This is a genomic window from Acinetobacter thutiue (assembly GCF_030385805.1).
Lineage (GTDB): Bacteria > Pseudomonadota > Gammaproteobacteria > Pseudomonadales > Moraxellaceae > Acinetobacter > Acinetobacter corruptisaponis.
On the sequence record NZ_JAUDZE010000007.1, the window covers coordinates 25,209 to 42,700 of the forward strand.

Annotated in this window: 14 protein-coding genes and 1 pseudogene; 4 read left to right on the forward strand and 11 right to left on the reverse strand. The window is 41.7% G+C overall.

Going from position 1 to position 17,492, the window contains the following annotated elements; all coding sequences use genetic code 11:
• Positions 1 to 66 precede the first annotated feature (66 nt).
• Positions 67 to 840, forward strand: coding sequence for an IclR family transcriptional regulator (locus tag QTA56_RS13375; protein ID WP_267981488.1), 774 nt, complete (start codon positions 67 to 69; stop codon positions 838 to 840).
• Between the two features lie 235 nt (positions 841 to 1,075).
• Here the strand turns inward: QTA56_RS13375 and pgsA are convergent, their stop codons facing one another.
• The 7 genes from pgsA to lpxO form a co-directional block, all read right to left on the reverse strand.
• Entirely contained in the window at positions 1,076 to 1,663 is a 588-nt protein-coding gene (gene pgsA, locus QTA56_RS13380; protein WP_267981628.1) for a CDP-diacylglycerol--glycerol-3-phosphate 3-phosphatidyltransferase, read from the reverse strand.
• Positions 1,664 to 2,085: 422 nt separating this feature from the next.
• The gene (locus QTA56_RS13385) at positions 2,086 to 2,883 is read right to left on the reverse strand and encodes a thioesterase family protein (RefSeq protein ID WP_267981489.1); all 798 of its coding nucleotides are present in this window, start codon (positions 2,881 to 2,883) and stop codon (positions 2,086 to 2,088) included.
• Between the two features lie 95 nt (positions 2,884 to 2,978).
• Positions 2,979 to 4,778 (reverse strand): excinuclease ABC subunit UvrC, encoded by a 1,800-nt coding sequence (gene uvrC, locus QTA56_RS13390; RefSeq protein ID WP_267981490.1) that lies wholly within the window; start codon positions 4,776 to 4,778, stop codon positions 2,979 to 2,981.
• Positions 4,779 to 4,884: 106 nt separating this feature from the next.
• Positions 4,885 to 5,751 (reverse strand): hypothetical protein, encoded by an 867-nt coding sequence (locus QTA56_RS13395; RefSeq protein ID WP_267981491.1) that lies wholly within the window; start codon positions 5,749 to 5,751, stop codon positions 4,885 to 4,887.
• Positions 5,752 to 5,926: 175 nt separating this feature from the next.
• Positions 5,927 to 6,469 (reverse strand): CbrC family protein, encoded by a 543-nt coding sequence (locus tag QTA56_RS13400; RefSeq protein WP_267981492.1) that lies wholly within the window; start codon positions 6,467 to 6,469, stop codon positions 5,927 to 5,929.
• A 98-nt stretch (positions 6,470 to 6,567) separates the two neighbouring features.
• Positions 6,568 to 6,861 carry a hypothetical protein gene (locus QTA56_RS13405; protein ID WP_267981493.1) on the reverse strand — a complete coding sequence of 98 codons (294 nt, stop codon included), beginning with the start codon at positions 6,859 to 6,861 and terminating at the stop codon, positions 6,568 to 6,570.
• A gap of 96 nt (positions 6,862 to 6,957) precedes the next feature.
• Positions 6,958 to 7,872: a lipid A hydroxylase LpxO gene (lpxO, locus tag QTA56_RS13410; protein ID WP_267981494.1), complete on the reverse strand. Its 915-nt coding sequence runs from the start codon at positions 7,870 to 7,872 to the stop codon at positions 6,958 to 6,960.
• A gap of 393 nt (positions 7,873 to 8,265) precedes the next feature.
• Here lpxO and fadB point away from each other — a divergent pair, with 393 nt between their 5' ends.
• Both fadB and fadA read left to right on the forward strand, forming a co-directional pair.
• Positions 8,266 to 10,419, forward strand: a complete 2,154-nt coding sequence (gene fadB, locus QTA56_RS13415; protein ID WP_267981495.1) for a fatty acid oxidation complex subunit alpha FadB — start codon at positions 8,266 to 8,268, stop codon at positions 10,417 to 10,419.
• 12 nt (positions 10,420 to 10,431) lie between these two features.
• Complete coding sequence (fadA, locus tag QTA56_RS13420) at positions 10,432 to 11,604, forward strand: acetyl-CoA C-acyltransferase FadA (protein WP_267981496.1); 1,173 nt, start codon at positions 10,432 to 10,434, stop codon at positions 11,602 to 11,604.
• A gap of 155 nt (positions 11,605 to 11,759) precedes the next feature.
• Here fadA and QTA56_RS13425 read toward each other — a convergent pair whose 3' ends face one another.
• The 4 genes and pseudogenes from QTA56_RS13425 to QTA56_RS13440 form a co-directional block, all read right to left on the reverse strand.
• Positions 11,760 to 12,893, reverse strand: coding sequence for a Fic family protein (locus QTA56_RS13425; protein WP_267981497.1), 1,134 nt, complete (start codon positions 12,891 to 12,893; stop codon positions 11,760 to 11,762).
• A gap of 169 nt (positions 12,894 to 13,062) precedes the next feature.
• The gene (locus QTA56_RS13430; RefSeq protein WP_267981498.1) at positions 13,063 to 15,294 is read right to left on the reverse strand and encodes a class I SAM-dependent DNA methyltransferase; all 2,232 of its coding nucleotides are present in this window, start codon (positions 15,292 to 15,294) and stop codon (positions 13,063 to 13,065) included.
• Positions 15,295 to 15,396: 102 nt separating this feature from the next.
• Positions 15,397 to 15,738: pseudogene (locus QTA56_RS13435) on the reverse strand (type IIL restriction-modification enzyme MmeI); the annotation flags it as partial.
• Positions 15,739 to 15,967: 229 nt separating this feature from the next.
• Entirely contained in the window at positions 15,968 to 16,483 is a 516-nt protein-coding gene (locus tag QTA56_RS13440) for a hypothetical protein (protein WP_267981500.1), read from the reverse strand.
• 298 nt (positions 16,484 to 16,781) lie between these two features.
• On the opposite strand from QTA56_RS13440, the gene QTA56_RS13445 reads away from it, so the two are divergent.
• Positions 16,782 to 17,480: a YidX family protein gene (locus tag QTA56_RS13445; protein WP_267981501.1), complete on the forward strand. Its 699-nt coding sequence runs from the start codon at positions 16,782 to 16,784 to the stop codon at positions 17,478 to 17,480.
• The last annotated feature ends 12 nt before the right edge of the window (positions 17,481 to 17,492 follow it).

The following is a 17,492-nucleotide window of genomic DNA, read 5'->3' on the forward strand; positions in this document are numbered from 1 at the left end:
AATTTTTCTGTTATAAAGCAATAAAAGTTCGGTTTTAAGGTTATTTTAAGGAGTAGATGTCTCATCATGGCAATTTCGAGTTTTGGTAAAATTCTCACCGTACTGGACTTGTTTTCAGTTTCACGCCCGATTATCAATGTCGATATCATTTGTGATGAGCTCGGTCTTTCCAAACCAACCGCCTACCGTTACCTCAAGGAACTGGTGTCAACTGATATGCTAAAGCGGATCAGTGGTACATCAGGTGACTACACTTTAGGTTCTAAAATTGCCGTTCTGGATTATATTTCACACAGTACCGACCCATTGGTGCAGATCAGCATCCCCTTTATGCGAGATATCGTGGAACGTACCGAACTGTGCTGCCTGCTGACCTACCTGAACCATGACTATTGCATCGACCTGCACCATGAAACCTTTAAGGAAGCGGAACTCATCTCATACGGCAGGGGCTGTCCGCGCCCTGTATATGTCGGAGCCTCTCCAAAAATCGTGATTGCCCATTTAACCAAGCAACGGATTCAGGCCTACTATCAACAGTTCACCCAGGAACTATCTCAGGTTGGCTTTGCCCATAATGCTGATGAGTTTATGCAGCAGATGCGAAAAATTAAGAAACAGGGCTTTTATTTATCACAGGGTGAGATTGACCCGATGGTTTGTGGCCTTTCAGTGCCAATTCGTTTCTCAAGTAAGGAAGCACCCATTGCATTGACTTTGGTTGCCTCCAAGAACCGTTTTGACTTTCTGAACATTCAAAAGCTGATTGAAATCTTGCAAGGCAATGCCGCACAGATTGAGCATAAATTTGCCACTCTTTCTGAAAGTCAGGGAAATTAAACCTGAGAATATTAAAAAATATTTACATTTTTATGCGTTGTAAATATCAACAAATTCTCATATGATGATTCTGTTCTTCAGCATACTCTCCCCAAAAGAGCATGACTTTTCCTTAGAGTTAGAGAACTAAGCTCGTCGTTGTTATGGGCTTTTTTCTTGTCTGTTTTTTATGATCAAATATAAAAAAGCCTTTCAAAAGAAAGGCTTTCATTTATACAGCTCTACAGAAAAATAGTTAAGGCTGTTTCAGATAGGGCCATGCTGCTTTCATATAAATAAACATCGACCACAACGTCAAAATCACTGCCGCATAAAGTAAAGCGTAGGCCCACATTTCCAGTGGTTTCCAGTTCAATAGAAAGACACTGATCGCAATCATCTGGAAAGCGGTTTTATATTTACCCACAGTCGACACTGCCACACTGGTACGGGCACCCAGTTCGGCCATCCATTCACGCAACGCAGACACCGTGATTTCACGGGAAATAATCACGATCGCCGCAAAAGCCATTGAAATGGTCGGTTGCCATTGCACCAGTACAATCAATGCCGCCGCAACCATCAACTTATCGGCAACAGGATCAAGGAAACGTCCAAAGGCAGAGGTCTGATTCAGTGTTCTGGCCAGATAGCCATCAAACCAGTCAGTGATAGCCGCCAGCACAAATATGGCGGTCAAGATCACATGACGCATCATTCCCCCATGATGCTCAGCAATCCCAATGGCAGGCGGCCAATAGGCAATTGCCAGAAACACGGGAATAAGGGCAATACGCGCCAAGGTTAAAATATTAGGAATGTTCAGGATTCGCCCTGTGCTCATAAACACCGCCATGTTGTTCGCATCCAATACATATATTCGCTATAAATATAGGATGTGCTGAGATTGTATCCATCATAGGGTCAGTTGATATTTCACAGATACTTGCGACAGAGGACATTTTTTAGACGGTACAAGGCATGACTTATGAGATTTAGCTATTCTAAACGAATAAGGCATAACGCAGTAGCGGCAAAAAATGTCCCTGTCCCGCAGGGTTATGGCTAAAACTGCCTCAAACTTCGTTATGAAACTTGACAAGGGAATCGCCATTGCCTGCGTTTCATGCCTTGTTTGTGTGGTTTTAGCCTATAACGCAAGGCATGGCTGAAATATCAACAGACCCTTAGCAACTTTATACGAAATACACCGCAGTGTCGATGAACGCCCGTTTATATTTTAACTCATCCGATGCTACCGTTAGTTCAGGCAAATACAGCCACTGTCTGTCTCAGCACAGCGATTAAACGGTTTTCACGGTCCCACAAGTAGGCATATTCGGTTGAATAGCCGTGTTCAGCAAACTCCGTCACCACCTTGTATTTGAACCAGTCCTGAACCTGATTGGCAATTGGATGCAGATAGGTAATCTGCCAGCTTAAGGAACTCGCAGGTGCTGGGGTTTTAAACATGGGCAACACCCCAGGTGGCCAAACGTCCATGAGTGCAAACAGGTCAGCCAATTGCATTTCACGGTTGTCATGACGATGTGGTGCAAAACGGCTCCAACCACCAAAATCTGGCAGTTTACTTCCCGCCATTGGATAACTTCCCTCAGCCCAACACAGTTCAAATTGCTGTAAACATTGCGGCATCAAGCCCTCAATATAGGCTGTTTTATCCAGTTGCTCAGGACTCGGATAATCAGGAACCTGTGGCAGGTTATGAACATTGATGCGGGATTCACGGGCTGAACCAAAACTAGCCACCAAAATACTTTGTACGGCATCTTCCTGCCACAAACGTACCTCAAGTGTTGTCACTGACTTGCCCTGCCGTAAAATCTCAGCCGTGAGTTTTGCCTGCCCCTCCTGTACAGGGCCAACAAAGGTCACGTTACAGCTTAACAACTGTTTTGCCGTATCCTGCACCACGCTCAGCGCCTTTTGAATGAGGAGACCAGCAATCAGACCACCAAAAACGGTACGGCCCTGTAGCCAGCCTGATGGGATATCAACCCATTCCTGTTGTTCAACCTGTTGATACAGCGGAAGCAATGACATCATTTTTTCCTAAGCGTTAAAAAATTTATCTTTAAACGTTTTTGTACGGTTGTGAATGATCATTGACGCATCAGTCACTGAGCAATTTGGTCAATTTACTCATGCAGAATTTTATAAATTGTCCGTGCCATCACTTCTCCCAGGCCTGGGACCAGCATCAATTCTTTTTCCGAGGCTTTCAGTACACCCTGAATCCCACCAAAATGAGTTAAAAGATCACGACGGCGTTTAGGCCCCAACCCTGGAATGGCTTCCAGCACAGAACTGCTACGGCGCTTGTCCCGTTTGGCCCGATGCTTGGTGATGGCAAAGCGGTGCGCCTCATCCCGAACCTGCTGGATCAGGTGAAGAGCCTTGTGGTCTTCCGAAAGCTGAATCTTGGTACCATCGGTAAAGTGCAGTGTCTCCAAACCAGGTTTACGCCCCTCACCCTTGGACACGCCGATCATAAAGGCATCAAGCTGAAGTTCCTGCATCACGTCCATTGCCATATGCAGTTGCCCTTTCCCCCCATCAATCAGAAGCAGGTCAGGCAACATATTCTTTTTATAGCGACGGATCAGTGCCTGACGCATCGCAGCATAGTCATCACCACCTGTAATGTCCTGAATGGCAAACTGGCGATAATCGCGCTTTCTCGCGCCGCCCTGATCAAACACCACACAGGAGGCAATCGGTGCCTCACCCATAGTATGACTAATGTCAAAACATTCAATTCGGTCAATGGGACGACCCACCACCTGCTCAAGCTGATAGAAGCGTTCACTTAACTCCAAATGATTGCTGAGTTTGCCTTTAATGGCATGCTGCACATTCATTTGTGCCAGCTCTTGCCATTCTGCCCGCGTTTCACGCACTTTATACTTAATCTGCACCTTTTTATTAAAGGTTTGCTGCAAGGCCTCTTCAAGCTGTATTCGATCAGGCACATCGACATTCACAATCAACTCAGTTGGCACCTCATCCGCCACCTGAAAATAGAAGTTGGCCATAAAATCACTGAGCATCTGGCCCAAGTCATCTCCCAACATATCAGGAAAATAACTTTTTCCGCCCAGCATACGTCCATTGCGCACATACATGATCTGGACGCAGGTTACGCCTGCCTGATGGGCAATCGCCAAAATATCGGCCTCACCCTTGATCTTAAATACCGCCTGCTGTGCCTGAACCTCACGTAGCAAGGCCAAACGGTCCCGATAAAACACCGCTTTTTCAAATTCCAGTGCTTCCGCAGCCTGTTCCATTTTCCCAATCAGTTCCTGATTCAGCTCCTTGGTATCACCCTGTAGAAAACGGATCGAGTTATCGACATCTTCTTTATATTCTTCTGGGCTGATCAGGCCTACACACGGTGCGGTACAGCGCTTGATCTGATATTGCAGGCAGGGACGCTTGCGCTGGGAAAAATAGCTATTTTCACACTGACGCACATTAAACAGTTTTTGCAGAATCAGTAAGGTATCCCTTGCGCTATAGGCACTTGGATAAGGCCCAAAAAACTTGCCGACCTGATGCTTGCCCTTGCCACGCCCACTGGCAATGCGGGGATAGGGCTTGTCTGCCGAGACAAAGATATAGACATAGGATTTATCATCGCGCAGCATAATGTTGTATGGCGGACGATGCAGTTTAATCAGGTTTTGTTCAAGCAGTAGCGCTTCAGTTTCAGAACGGACAACCAGTGTCTCAATATCATGGATACGGGCGACCAATGCCTGTGTTTTGGGATGTTCAATGGTTTTAACAAAGTAACTTGAGACACGGTTTTTTAGGTTTTTTGCCTTACCCACGTACAGCAACTCGCCATCCTTGCCCAGCATCTTATAGACACCTGGCAGTTGGGTCATGTGGGTCAGGATTTTTTCAATGTGTTCACGCGCGTTTGAATTCACAGCAGACTTCATCATCAGTAATGTTTTGATGATGTAGCCTGAGTAGATGAATTTCAAGTCTGGTCAACTGAAATCCATCTTTCCGACACCGCTGGCAAGTATCGAATTAGAAAACCTTATTCAGCACCTTATCCACACTCTTGAATGCGGTATCATTAAAGAAGTCACAGGCCAGCACACTATTCGGTTGAGCATCATTCACCTCCTTTTGTGCATGTGCAAATCCCCAATACTCCTTGTTTTGATACAGTACACGTGTATCGGCCAAGTTCTGCGTATCACTTGGCTGGTAAACAGTCCAGCCTGCATTTTGCCAGGTTCCCGCACCTAAAACAGTGCTGTTGGTGCTGACATGATCAAGGGCCTGGGTTGGATAAAACTCGATATAATCCTGAGTACTCAGTTGTACCTGTTTCTGCCAGCACACAGAATTGTTGGGGAACTTGTCTGTGGTTGCCACGGTTAAGCTTTTAATTAGGCCAAGTGTGGTGTCACCCACTTTCGTTGAGCGCTGAGCTTGTGTATAAAAATAATCCAGATAATCCGTGATCTCCTGACCAGACAAATCAATCTTCTTCAACTGATAACTTAGCTTGAATGGCGTTTTGTTCCCCAAATTATAAGGTTCATATTCCAGCACTGTATCATTGAATATTGCATTTTCTCCAACCCAATATGCACCAGTGGTGTTTTGCGGCGGGGAAATCTGGGATAGCTCATCTTTGGTTAGGAAATTGCGGGTTGCTTCCGTTTGCAGTTTTGGTGTCTGAGAATAATTTACGATGAAATTCTTATCTTTATCGACCTGATAAGTTTTTTTCGTTAAATCATCTCCTGCCTTTGCAGTGGCAATATCATAACTAAAAAAAGAAGCCTTGCTGGATGGATCAACGATCTCATAAATTGCATCATCTTCACCGCCACACGCTGTAAGTCCAAGCACACCCATGCAAATCAATAGTTGTTTTTTCATTATCATTTCTCTTCATAAAAACCAGTCAGATTATCCTGAATTAGACCATCTGTTACAATCCAGTTAAACAAATTACTACTTATTTGCTGCATTAAAAAATGCCCTTTGGGGCGTTTGAATAACGTAAATTAGAGACCGAATAAAGTTCATAATTTAATATTCAGGAAAAGCTCAATTAATTACAGTCCTGATAACCACCCAGCTTTCCACATTTTAGACATTTAAAGAGATAAGCCGTTGGTGAGCCATCTTTATCCAAAGCCTGTAAAAATCTATTCCAATCCTCACCAACCAAACCTATAGAATTTTGGATAGCAAGAACCGCTTTTTCTCCCATAGCAAATAATTCTTTTCGACCCGCTCTTCCTACAAATGCTGCTGCATCACCACAATGAGTCCACCAGCATTCCTGCTGCCATCCTGAAAAACCAGGTGTACGATAGGCAACTTCTTCAACAACATGATCAGATACATACTCCCATTTGCCATAATTACCTATACTCGCCTCGTCTGTAAAAGAAGCATCGAACTTTTTATGAGCTGAACCATCAGCAATACACCACGGACAAATTGCTTCATCAAGTTCTTCTTCCGCATATACAGGTCCTGTATAGATGTAACCTCTGACTTTCTCACAGCAAAGACATTCTTCATCGGATTGCGCGATACTTTCCGTTGCAATCGGGTCTGGATGATATTTAAATGTTGGTAACTTCATGGCAATCCCTTGTCTTTAAATTTAATGATTTTTGTTAAGTTTAAAATGCTTCTATGTGTGCAAAAAATTTATAAATCATGATGATCTGTTCGCTATAATCAAAGTTCTTCAATCATTATTTTTAAATTTTTTGCAGCTAAATCTATTTGTAGCGTGGAAAGTATATTTTGCAAATTTCCATTATGCAAAATGAGATAAACCATTTGCGCCAATTTTTCAATTTCTATATCGGCTCTCCATAAATGGACGGTATAAAGCACTTTAAACCCCATGTGATTTTCTTTTGAAAAGACCACCTTTAAAGTGCTGACATTCTCGATAATTTGTTTTATTTCTAGATACAATGCATCTACATCAAGATCTTCACTTGTGAGTGAATATTCATATCCCATTATTTTTTCACCACATCATATTGATCAAGGCAGGTTAGCCGCCAAATAAAATAAGCCTCAAAAAAACGCCCTTTCGAGCGTTTATCTTATTCTGGATTAAAAAACATAAGGTCGAATAAAGATCAGGAAAAACAGTCCCAGCATGATGAACCATTTCAGGAAATAGTAAAGCTGACGATTTTTAGCCTTTAACGCTTTGGCCTTGATACGAATTTGATAAATATAGCCAAAAGCCTTGTTTAAACCACCTGTTTGATCGCCTGCCTCATTAGGTGAACTGGCTGCGGTCATGACACTTTTTCCAAACCAGTGGTTAAACTTTTCCATAAAACGGGTTTTTAATGGGCGTTCCACGTCAGCGAAAAAGATAATACGGTTCTGGTCAGTGGTATTTTCCGCATAGTGAATATAGGTTTCATCGAACACCACACTTTCACCGTCACGCCATGAATAACGCTCCCCATCAACATCAATAAAGCAGCGATCATCATTGGGTGTGATTAGGCCTAAATGATAGCGCAATGAACCTGCATAAGGATCACGATGGCGTACCAGACGGCTATCTGGTGCAAGCTCGGTAAACATTGCCGCCTTAATGCTAGGTAATGTCTTTAATAAAGCCGTTGTTTTCGGGCAGAGTTCAGCCGCAGATGGATGTGCCGAGTCATACCATTTCAGGTAAAAACGTTTCCAGCCTGTTTTAAAGAAAGAGTTAAAACCCAAGTCATCATAGCTAGTGGATGCCTTAATACCACCCTTGTCATATAGGGCCTTGGCCTCATCACGAATCATTTCCCAGTTTTCATCCAGAACCTTTAAATCCTTAAAATACTGGGTGTCGATATACGGCTGGTTTGGCACTCTGGAAAAGAGGTACATTAAAAAATTAATGGGTGCGAGAATGGTTGAATGGTCAAAAAACTGACGATAAAACGAATGTTTCACTTTACCACGGCGCTGAATATACAGCGCAGAAATGATAAATATCGCTAATATGATCCACTTAATCATAACTTACTCTATCTGCCCAGATGAAAACTCAATGTCAATTTGATCGCAAACTTTCCAAATCGCACACAAAAAATAAGTCGACTATTCTACCAAATTTAAGCACTTAAATACCAATTTTCCTTACTTAAATCGAACAAAAACGATATTCATCCTTTATCCCAACCCATCTTTGAAGAAAGTGGAACACACTGTTATCCCATTTTTATGGCCTAGCTGATTCACACAATCGATGGGTTACAACAAATTGATGACCCTCGCGTCACGGCTTGATACAACTTGTTATGTCCTTTTTGGATATAGTTATCGTAAGATTAGCGAAGCATTTTTGCGCCCTTTCAGGCGCATAAGCTTTATGACATCAACTTAGAATCCTCCACAACAAGGAGATCAGGCATGATCCACGCTGGCAATGCCATTACCGTCCAAATGCTTGCGGACGGAATTGCAGAATTCCGCTTTGACTTACAAGGTGAGTCGGTTAATAAATTTAACCGTGCAACCATTGAAGACTTCCAGGCAGCGATTGCTGCAGTTAAAGCCAATAACGACATTAAAGGCTTAGTTGTTACCTCTGGTAAATCAACATTTATCGTGGGTGCAGACATCACTGAATTTGGCGACAACTTCGCTGCAGGTGAACAGGCGATTGTTGACTGGCTTATGCCTGTCCATGAAATCTTCAACAGCTTTGAAGATTTAGACATTCCTAAAGTTGCTGCAATCAACGGCACAGCATTGGGTGGCGGTTTTGAAATGTGTCTGGTATGTGACTATCGTGTCATGTCAGAGCAGGCACAGGTTGGCTTACCAGAAATCAAATTGGGGATTTATCCTGGTTTTGGTGGCAGTGTACGTTTAAGCCGTTTAATCGGTATCGACAATGCCGTTGAATGGATGGCAATGGCGAATCCCAAGAAGCCTGCTGCTGCACTGAAAGATGGTGCTGTAGATGCGGTTGTTGCTGCTGACAAGCTACAGGACGCTGCAGTTGACTTGGTTAAGCAAGCAATTGCTGGCCGTTTTGACTGGAAAGCAAAACGTCAGGAAAAACTAGACGCAATCAAGTTGGACACATTGGAACAAATGATGGCGTTCAATACTGCGAAAGGTGCGGTATTGTCAAAAGCAAACCCTGCGCAATATCCAGCGCCAAAACTTTTGCTTGATTCTTTACAGGCGGGTGCGAACTCAACACGTGATGACGCATTGAAAGCAGAAGCTCAAGGTTTTGCCAAAGCTGCGATTACACCACAGGCAGGCGCATTGATCGGTTTATTCATCAATGACCAGGTTGTGAAGAAAACTGCCAAGAAATATGAGAAAGGTGCGCATCCTGTAAACCAGGCGGCTGTATTGGGCGCTGGTATCATGGGTGGTGGTATTGCTTACCAGGCGGCAAGCAAAGGCACACCAATCATCATGAAAGACATTGGTAACCCGCAACTTGCACTCGGTATGAAAGAAGCGAATGGCTTGCTGACCAAGCAAGTTGAACGCAAGAAAATGAAACCTGCGCAAATGGGTGAAACACTGGCTCGCATCCGTCCAACTTTAAGCTATGACGAGTTTAAAGAAGTGGATATCGTGATCGAAGCGGTAACTGAAAATCCAAAAGTAAAAGAAATCGTGCTTGCAGACACTGAAAAGCATGTTCGTGAAAACACGATCATTGCATCTAACACGTCTACGATTTCAATCACACGTTTGGCAAAAGCATTACAACGTCCTGAAAACTTCGTTGGTATGCACTTCTTCAACCCAGTTCACATGATGCCTCTTGTAGAAGTAATTCGTGGTGAGAAAACGTCTGAAGAAGCGATTGCAACAACTGTAGTTCTTGCTCAGAAAATGGGTAAAACACCAATCGTTGTAAACGACTGCCCAGGCTTCTTAGTGAACCGTGTATTGTTCCCTTACTTCGGTGCATTTGACCTTCTTGTAAAAGATGGTGCGGATTTCCAGCAAGTTGACAATGTGATGGCGAAATTCGGCTGGCCTATGGGTCCTGCATACCTCATCGACGTTGTGGGTATCGATACAGGTGTTCATGGCGCAGAAGTGATGGCAGAAGGTTTCCCTGACCGTATGAAGCCAGACTACAAAGGTTCTATCGAAGCAATGTACGAAGCAAAACGTCTTGGTCAAAAGAATGACGTTGGTTTCTACCAATACGTGTTAGACAAGAAAGGTAAAAAAGCAAAAACTGTTGATCCAACAGCGTATGAAGTGATTGCACCTTTCGTGACTGGCGAAAAACGTGAGTTTGATAACCAGGAAATCATTGACCGCATGATGCTTGCTTTCTGTAACGAAACCGTTCGTTGCCTGGAAGACAACATTGTTGCAACGGCTTCTGAAGCAGATATGGCGATGATCATGGGTGTAGGTTTCCCTCCATTCCGTGGTGGTCCATGCCGTTACATCGACCAAACAGGTGTTGCTGAATACGTTGCGCTTTGCGACAAATATGCACACTTAGGTAAGGCTTATGAAGCGCCACAAATGTTGCGTGACATGGCTGCTAACAACACAAAATTCTACGGTTAAGGAGCGACGTGAATGGCTAATTTAAATCCACGTGACGTTGTGATTGTTGATGGCGTTCGTTCTGCTATGGGCAAATCACGTAACGGTATGTTCCGCAATGTACGTGCCGACAGTTTATCTGCTGAATTGGTTCGTGCCCTTGTTGCCCGTAACCAGTTTGACCCAAATGAAGTTGAAGACGTAATCTGGGGCTGTGTAAACCAGACTCTAGAGCAAGGTATGAACATTGCTCGTAACATTGGTTTACTGGCTGACCTACCTAAGACTGTTGCAGGTCAAACGGTTAACCGTCTTTGCGGTTCCTCTATGCAGGCAATCCACACCGCTGCCGCACAGATTGCAACCAACCAGGGTGATATCTTCATCATCGGTGGTGTAGAGCACATGGGCCACGTAGGCATGATGCACGGCATCGACCTTAACCCAGAAGCATCTAAACACTATGCCAAAGCATCGAACATGATGGGCTTAACCGCTGAAATGTTGGGTCGCATGAATGGCATTAGCCGTGAAGAGCAGGACAAATTTGGTGTTGAATCTCACGTTCGCGCGTGGGCGGCAACTCAGGAAGGTCGTTTCAAAAACGAAATCGTAGGCATCTTGGGTCATAACCAGGAAGGCTTCCTTGAGCTTTGCGATGTCGATGAAGTGATTCGTCCAGATGCAAACCTAGAAGCTTTTGCTGCATTGAAACCTGTATTTGACCCGAAAGGCGGTTCAGTCACTGCTGCAACATCTTCAGCTTTGTCTGACGGTGCTTCTGCAATGTTGTTGATGTCTGCTGAACGCGCTCAGGCACTTGGCTTAAAACCACGTGCTGTGATTCGTTCAATGGCTGTGGCAGGTTGTGATGCTGCGATCATGGGTTACGGTCCAGTGCCTGCAACTCAAAAAGCGCTTAAGCGTGCTGGTCTCAGCATGGCTGACATTCAAACCATCGAATTGAATGAAGCATTTGCTGCTCAAGGTCTGTCAGTCATGAAAGGCCTAGGTATCTATGACAAGCAAGACATCATCAACCATAACGGTGGTGCAATTGCATTGGGTCACCCATTGGGCTGTTCTGGTGCGCGTATCACAACAACATTGTTGAACGTGATGGAACAACAAGATACGCAAATTGGTCTTGCAACCATGTGTATCGGTCTTGGTCAAGGTATCGCGACCATTATCGAACGTGTGTAATTTTTACGTTTGATATGAAGAATCCCCGAAAGAAATTTCGGGGATTTTTTAAGGTCAATTTCCTTAAAAAAACTCAGGCTAAGTTAAGGGAAATGCGTTTCCCTTAACTTAGTCAAAATTTAAGTAAAGGAAAATATCAGACATCCACTAAAAACTTATTCAATAAATAAATCGACATATTGTTTAAACTCATAGATCCTAAAACGTTGCTGCCCTGTCATCTCAACAAGAATTCCTAGATTTAAGAAATCCTTAAGCAAAGCATTCACAGTTGGTGTAGAGAGATTCAATTGTTGCTCAATATCCTGAGCTGTGGTTATTGGACGACGATACAATAAATTCAGTAAAAGTTTTGCATTTGGTGCACGTTTTCCCAAACTCAAAATCTGCTGTTCAACATTATTCCTTAAAACCAGAATTTGACGGAATACATCTCGTCCTTTTGTTGCGGTCTCTGTTACACCTTGCAAGAAGAATCGTATCCAGTGAATCAAATCATTCGACTGTCTAACACGCATTAAGGCATCATAATAACTACTTCTATGTCGTTCAAAGAAATCGGATAAATAGAGTGATGGCTTGGCCAGTAACCCGTGATTAACAAGATAAAGCGGAATAAGTAAACGTCCTATTCGCCCATTACCATCTAAAAAAGGATGAATCGTTTCAAATTGGTAATGACTAATCGCAATACGAATTAAATGAGGGACATGAATGTCATCATTGTGCCAAAATTTTTCTAAATCAGCCATATACTCAATCACACCATCTTGATGCGGAGGAATGAAAACGGCATCTGCCAAACTTGAACCACCAATCCAGTTTTGGCTAATCCGAAATTCACCCGGTTGTTTATGTTCCCCTCTAGCCCCTTGCATAAGAATCTGATGGGTATTTTTAAGTAACCGAATAGATAAAGGCAAATGTTCTAATTCTGCAATTGCTGTATTCACAGCCATAATATAGTTCTGTACTTCATGCCAATCATCCCGTTTTTCAGGTTCAATCAACTCCTCGGATAACAAAGCTTCATCAATCCCTGTTTGTGTTCCCTCAATACGGCTAGAAGTCTGTGCTTCTTTTGTCACATGCATTTGGATAAATAAATCAATATCTGGCACAATTAAAGAAAAGGCATTGAGTTCGCCTAATGCTCGATTGGCAGCTTCAAGCATAGTATTAATTGTGGGTTCATCCCATGACCATTCCTGATTAATGGACACTGGCTCAAAACTTTTATATTGATAGCGTTTTCTCCAGTTGCCTGCGCTAAAATCTTCTAATTTCATTCAGTTATTCTCTAAATCTTACCCAAGATACAATTGTTTTCTAAAGAATAAGATAGAGATTTCCCTTAACTTAGACAAGTGCTAAGTTAAGGGAAACGCATTTCCCTTAACTTAGCTAAAATTTAAGTAAAGGAAAATTTCTTTTCAGCAGTTTAACTTTAGTTGTATTTTATACAATTTTATCACTTTCCCCCTCCACCAATGCCTCATACAACCCAAACAAAAACGCTACTCGTTCAGCTTCATTGTTGAACTTTTGTGTTGTATAGGCGGCATCGACAGCTTTATCTAGGGCCTGATGGGCTTTGCGTAAATCAGTAGGCATCAGCAAAGGGTCATACAAATCTGCTAAAGAGCTGTCAGGATATTTTGCCCGAGCATCTAAAACCGTTTGTGCTGCTTTTTCAATCGCTTGTTTTTGTTTGTCGCTTGGATTCTGTGGAAAAGGGAAATTGTTATAAACAATTTTTACAGAATATTGGTAATCGCTTTTTAAGCGTCCTGTTACAACTCGCATAAAGGCATTGTGCATAAGTGAAGATAATATCCCAAATTCGTAAAATGTAGCATTGGGAATAATTTGTAATTTATCACCAGCAATATAATCTGTTGTCAAAAAGCCAATTGGTATAAACTCACGCCGTTCTGATGACACACGGGGTAAAGCTAAATAATTACTTTCAGATTGTCTATCTTCTGTGAATAATGTTGGGCGATTTGCCCATTCTTGCGTTGCTTTTTTCGGACTTTTTAAACGCATTTCTCTTACTAATTCTACACGCTTCATTACTTCTCTCATTTGTTTTAATTCATTTGGCGAACAATCTTTTAACCACAAGCAAAATCTTGGGGTTTTATTGATAAAATCATCCCCCATAGAGAATCGTTTTACCCATTTTTCTACTTGTGGTTCTTTGGCAATCAGTTCTTGTTTTTCTATTTCATTTAACAATAAATGTCCACCATCAGTCGGTTGGCTTCCTCGAGTCATCATTAAAGCATTGCTAATTTGTTTTTTTCGTTTATTTACAATAATATTTTCTGCATCAATTAAATACGGGTTTATATTTTTAGCATCTATTTTTGTAGCTACGCCTTTAATATCAGAATAATCAAAAATGATTTTATTCTTGGCACTATTTAAACTAAACCCAATAATCACACAATGTACCGCAGCTTTCCCTTTAGCTGCACTTGACCACTGAAATGTACGATGAGCAAAATTGATATATACGCCTTGTGCTAATAAGTAACCCCATAAAATTGGTACTTGTTCACCTTGTACAATAGAATTGGTTGATACAAAAGCTGTTCGTATATTTGGACTATTTTTCATAATTTTTGTTGCTTTAATATACCAAGCAGTTACAAAATCTAAAGATGCAATATTCGCTACATCTTGACCAATATTGGCTAAAGCCTGTTTTTGTTCTTTAGATTGATTTGATTTTCCAACAAATGGCGGATTCCCAAAAATATAATCCACCGTAGCCCAATGCACATCTAAAGCATTGGCATTTTGAATATCAGCCGATGCTTTTAACGGAATCCGTGCAAAATGCGTCCCATAATGCTGTGAAACAATCATATTCATTTGATGATCAATCAGCCACATAGCAACTCTAGCAATCTGTGCAGGAAAATCTTCAATTTCAATGCCATGAAACTGGCTAACATTGCAACGTACAATGGTTTCTACATCTAAAAGCTGGTCTTTCTTATAAATTTCCTCAATCACGTCCAGCTCTAATAAACGTAATTCACGATAAGCCACAATCAAGAAATTCCCACAACCACAGGCAGGATCAAGAAAATCCAGATTGGATAATTTCTCATGAAACGCATCTAGTGCAGCAATTCTAGCTTTGCCACGTCCTTTTCTACGAATTTCCTCAAACTCTATGCGTAGATCATCCATAAATAAAGATGAAATGACTTTTAAAATATTTTCTTCACTGGTGTAATGTGCGCCTAAACTGCGCCGTTCTTGCGGATTCATAACCGACTGAAACAGCGCACCAAAAATTTCAGGCGAAATTTTTGACCAATCCATTTCGGAGGCTTCGAGCAATAAAGCCCGCATCTCATCATCAAACGATGCAGGGGGTAAACTTTCAGCAAAAAGTTGACCATTAATATAGGCAAATTCAGCTAAATCAATATCGAGATTTTTTAAACGTTGGGTTTCAGGTTGATTTAATACATGGAATAACATCGAAAGTTGTGCAGCTAAATCCGAACCATCAGTTTTGGTCTTATTTTTAATAAAATGACTAAACTGATATTTTGCAAAAATTCCTGTATCTTCAGCAAATAAACAAAATAGTAAGCGAATCAACATCACTTCCAAAGCATGACCTGTATAACCAATCGCTTTGAGTTGATCATGTAATTTGCCCATTTTCTCGGCTGCTTCGATATTGGCAGCTTCTTCGGCTTGTTTTATTTCTGCAATCTGGTCATGTAAAAAATTAAATAAATATTATCAGCTAGTTGTTCTATCCTAATCGTGGTATAATGTTGTTGAACAGTTGTTGAACCCCATATATTCTAAATCATACAACCGTAAAAACTCAAAATCACAAACAATGACATATCGAGGTAAATCTTGAGGACTTACTTTTACCGTTGCTTCTAAATATTCAATCGCCTGATGAAATGCTTTATCTAAATCTTGTCCTCTGCTTTTCTGTTCACAAACTAATTTCCCCGCCCAAAACACATCAATAAAACCACGATGTCCATTGAGTTTAGTCAGTTTTGCTTCAAAAATCCCAACCTGACGGCGGCTAATCCCAAACACTGCAAAAAACTCATTCCAGAAAGTTTGTGATTCAGCTTTCTCACTACTTTCATCTTTCTAGTCTTTACTAAATTTACGTGCATTTTTAATAATTTGATTACGTGAAAGCATCATACTTATCCTTGCAATATATTCCTATATTAAATTGCAGTGTAGCAGATGATAACCATAACATTTTGCTTTAATAGAGATGCCAACTTGCCAGCATCCCCCTCCATCTAAAAATCTTTTAAATACTACATCATCACATCAACATGATTTAGGCGACCACTCAACGCATCCACAAATTATTTTGAGAGTTATTTAAGCTATCCCGAATCTGCTGCTGTAATCTCAGAACCTCATCAAAATTAATTTTTATTGTCCCCTCGCGAACACCATCGACATTATCACGAGTAATATTAAAAGGTTGCAACATTTTAAAAAGCCCATTGGTTGGGTCTGATGACTGAAAACCCGCCGCCACAGCAAAAATATTATAGGGTTGCAATGTCAATGGAATCTGCGATGGATCAGGATCGGCTACTTTCGGCTGATAATCGACCGTCGCCGTAGTTTCTTTTATTGGCTCATTCTGCATATCACTATGGGTCTTATATATACGGTGTTGTAAGGCCTGACGCACTTTCATGTCTTCCTGAAATGGAACAGGTCCCACTTCTTCACGCAACTCAGATTCAGCCATAACACGAATTGTTGGCAATGTAGTCACCTCGTCTGCCTGCACGGTTGGTAACGCCATAAAAGCAAATAGGGAAAGAAAGGCAGATCGTTTTAGAAAGTTCATCGCTTGCTCCAAATATCTCTCATCCATAAGAAAACAGTGAGTTAAATAAAAGCATCTATGAATAGGCTACATCAAAGTGCTGTTCGATTCAGTATGGCTCAGATAAACGGTCACCATGATTCAAAATTTGAACCAAAGATAAAATCCATGTTTGAGACTGGCCATGTTTAATCTTTGTAAAAATGGTCATACTTGGTTGATAAAACCCTCGCTTATACAAAGATTTTTTATTATCGTTCCCTCAGGATTATATCAATCATTATTTTAATTTAGAATTCAAAATATTAGGAGTAAATGGATGTCTTCAATCCTAAGCAAGGCAACACTTGGTGCAGCAATCATTGCTACATTTTTAACAGGCTGTGCCACCAAAACCCTGATCACCAAAGATGGTAAAACCTATAATCGAACCACCAGAGTCACTTTGGTTGAAGACAATGTGGTTGCTTTCGGACGGCCTGCACAGGCAGCCCTAAATTTACCCAGAGACAGCATCGTGATTGCAGGACAAAAGAATAGCTATATTCTCACGCAGGGTGGAACCCAGTTTGTGACCTTGATTAGCAAGCTTGACCCTAAAAATATTCAGATCACACGAGACCTAAACTTTTATTCTGAAAAGAATGATGGCAATTTTTCGGGCACCTTGCCACTTTCCTATGTAAAGCTTAAAGAGGATTTAAGCAAAAAAGATCTGGAGTTTTTTATTGAAAATGGCGCCAAGGAATGTTCTTCCTCCAGTGACGAACGGATGCAGGCGCAACGCTTCTGCTTCGATGTTAAGCTGGCGGGTGTGGTCTACCCCGCCGCAAACAACCTAACTTCATTAAAAGCCTTAAGCAAGCCTTATCAGGTCACCATTTATACCCAGAAAGAGGAAAGCTACACATCCAAATCTGGCATGAATCCTTTTGAAAAACTGGTGCTGCTGCCATTTGCAGTGGCGATTGATGTGGTGAGCTTGCCATTTCAGGCAGCGGACAAGATTTTTGATTAATCCAAAAATATA

What these genes read in the sequence shown, in the direction of transcription:
- QTA56_RS13375 (WP_267981488.1), top strand. Translation starts at nt 67, where the DNA reads ATGGCAATTTCGAGTTTTGGTAAAATTCTCACCGTACTGGACTTGTTT.
- pgsA (WP_267981628.1), bottom strand. Translation starts at nt 1,663, where the DNA reads ATGAGCACAGGGCGAATCCTGAACATTCCTAATATTTTAACCTTGGCG.
- QTA56_RS13385 (WP_267981489.1), bottom strand. Translation starts at nt 2,883, where the DNA reads ATGTCATTGCTTCCGCTGTATCAACAGGTTGAACAACAGGAATGGGTT.
- QTA56_RS13395 (WP_267981491.1), bottom strand. Translation starts at nt 5,751, where the DNA reads ATGAAAAAACAACTATTGATTTGCATGGGTGTGCTTGGACTTACAGCG.
- QTA56_RS13400 (WP_267981492.1), bottom strand. Translation starts at nt 6,469, where the DNA reads ATGAAGTTACCAACATTTAAATATCATCCAGACCCGATTGCAACGGAA.
- QTA56_RS13405 (WP_267981493.1), bottom strand. Translation starts at nt 6,861, where the DNA reads ATGGGATATGAATATTCACTCACAAGTGAAGATCTTGATGTAGATGCA.
- lpxO (WP_267981494.1), bottom strand. Translation starts at nt 7,872, where the DNA reads ATGATTAAGTGGATCATATTAGCGATATTTATCATTTCTGCGCTGTAT.
- fadB (WP_267981495.1), top strand. Translation starts at nt 8,266, where the DNA reads ATGATCCACGCTGGCAATGCCATTACCGTCCAAATGCTTGCGGACGGA.
- fadA (WP_267981496.1), top strand. Translation starts at nt 10,432, where the DNA reads ATGGCTAATTTAAATCCACGTGACGTTGTGATTGTTGATGGCGTTCGT.
- QTA56_RS13425 (WP_267981497.1), bottom strand. Translation starts at nt 12,893, where the DNA reads ATGAAATTAGAAGATTTTAGCGCAGGCAACTGGAGAAAACGCTATCAA.
- QTA56_RS13430 (WP_267981498.1), bottom strand. Translation starts at nt 15,294, where the DNA reads ATGGGCAAATTACATGATCAACTCAAAGCGATTGGTTATACAGGTCAT.
- QTA56_RS13440 (WP_267981500.1), bottom strand. Translation starts at nt 16,483, where the DNA reads ATGAACTTTCTAAAACGATCTGCCTTTCTTTCCCTATTTGCTTTTATG.
- QTA56_RS13445 (WP_267981501.1), top strand. Translation starts at nt 16,782, where the DNA reads ATGTCTTCAATCCTAAGCAAGGCAACACTTGGTGCAGCAATCATTGCT.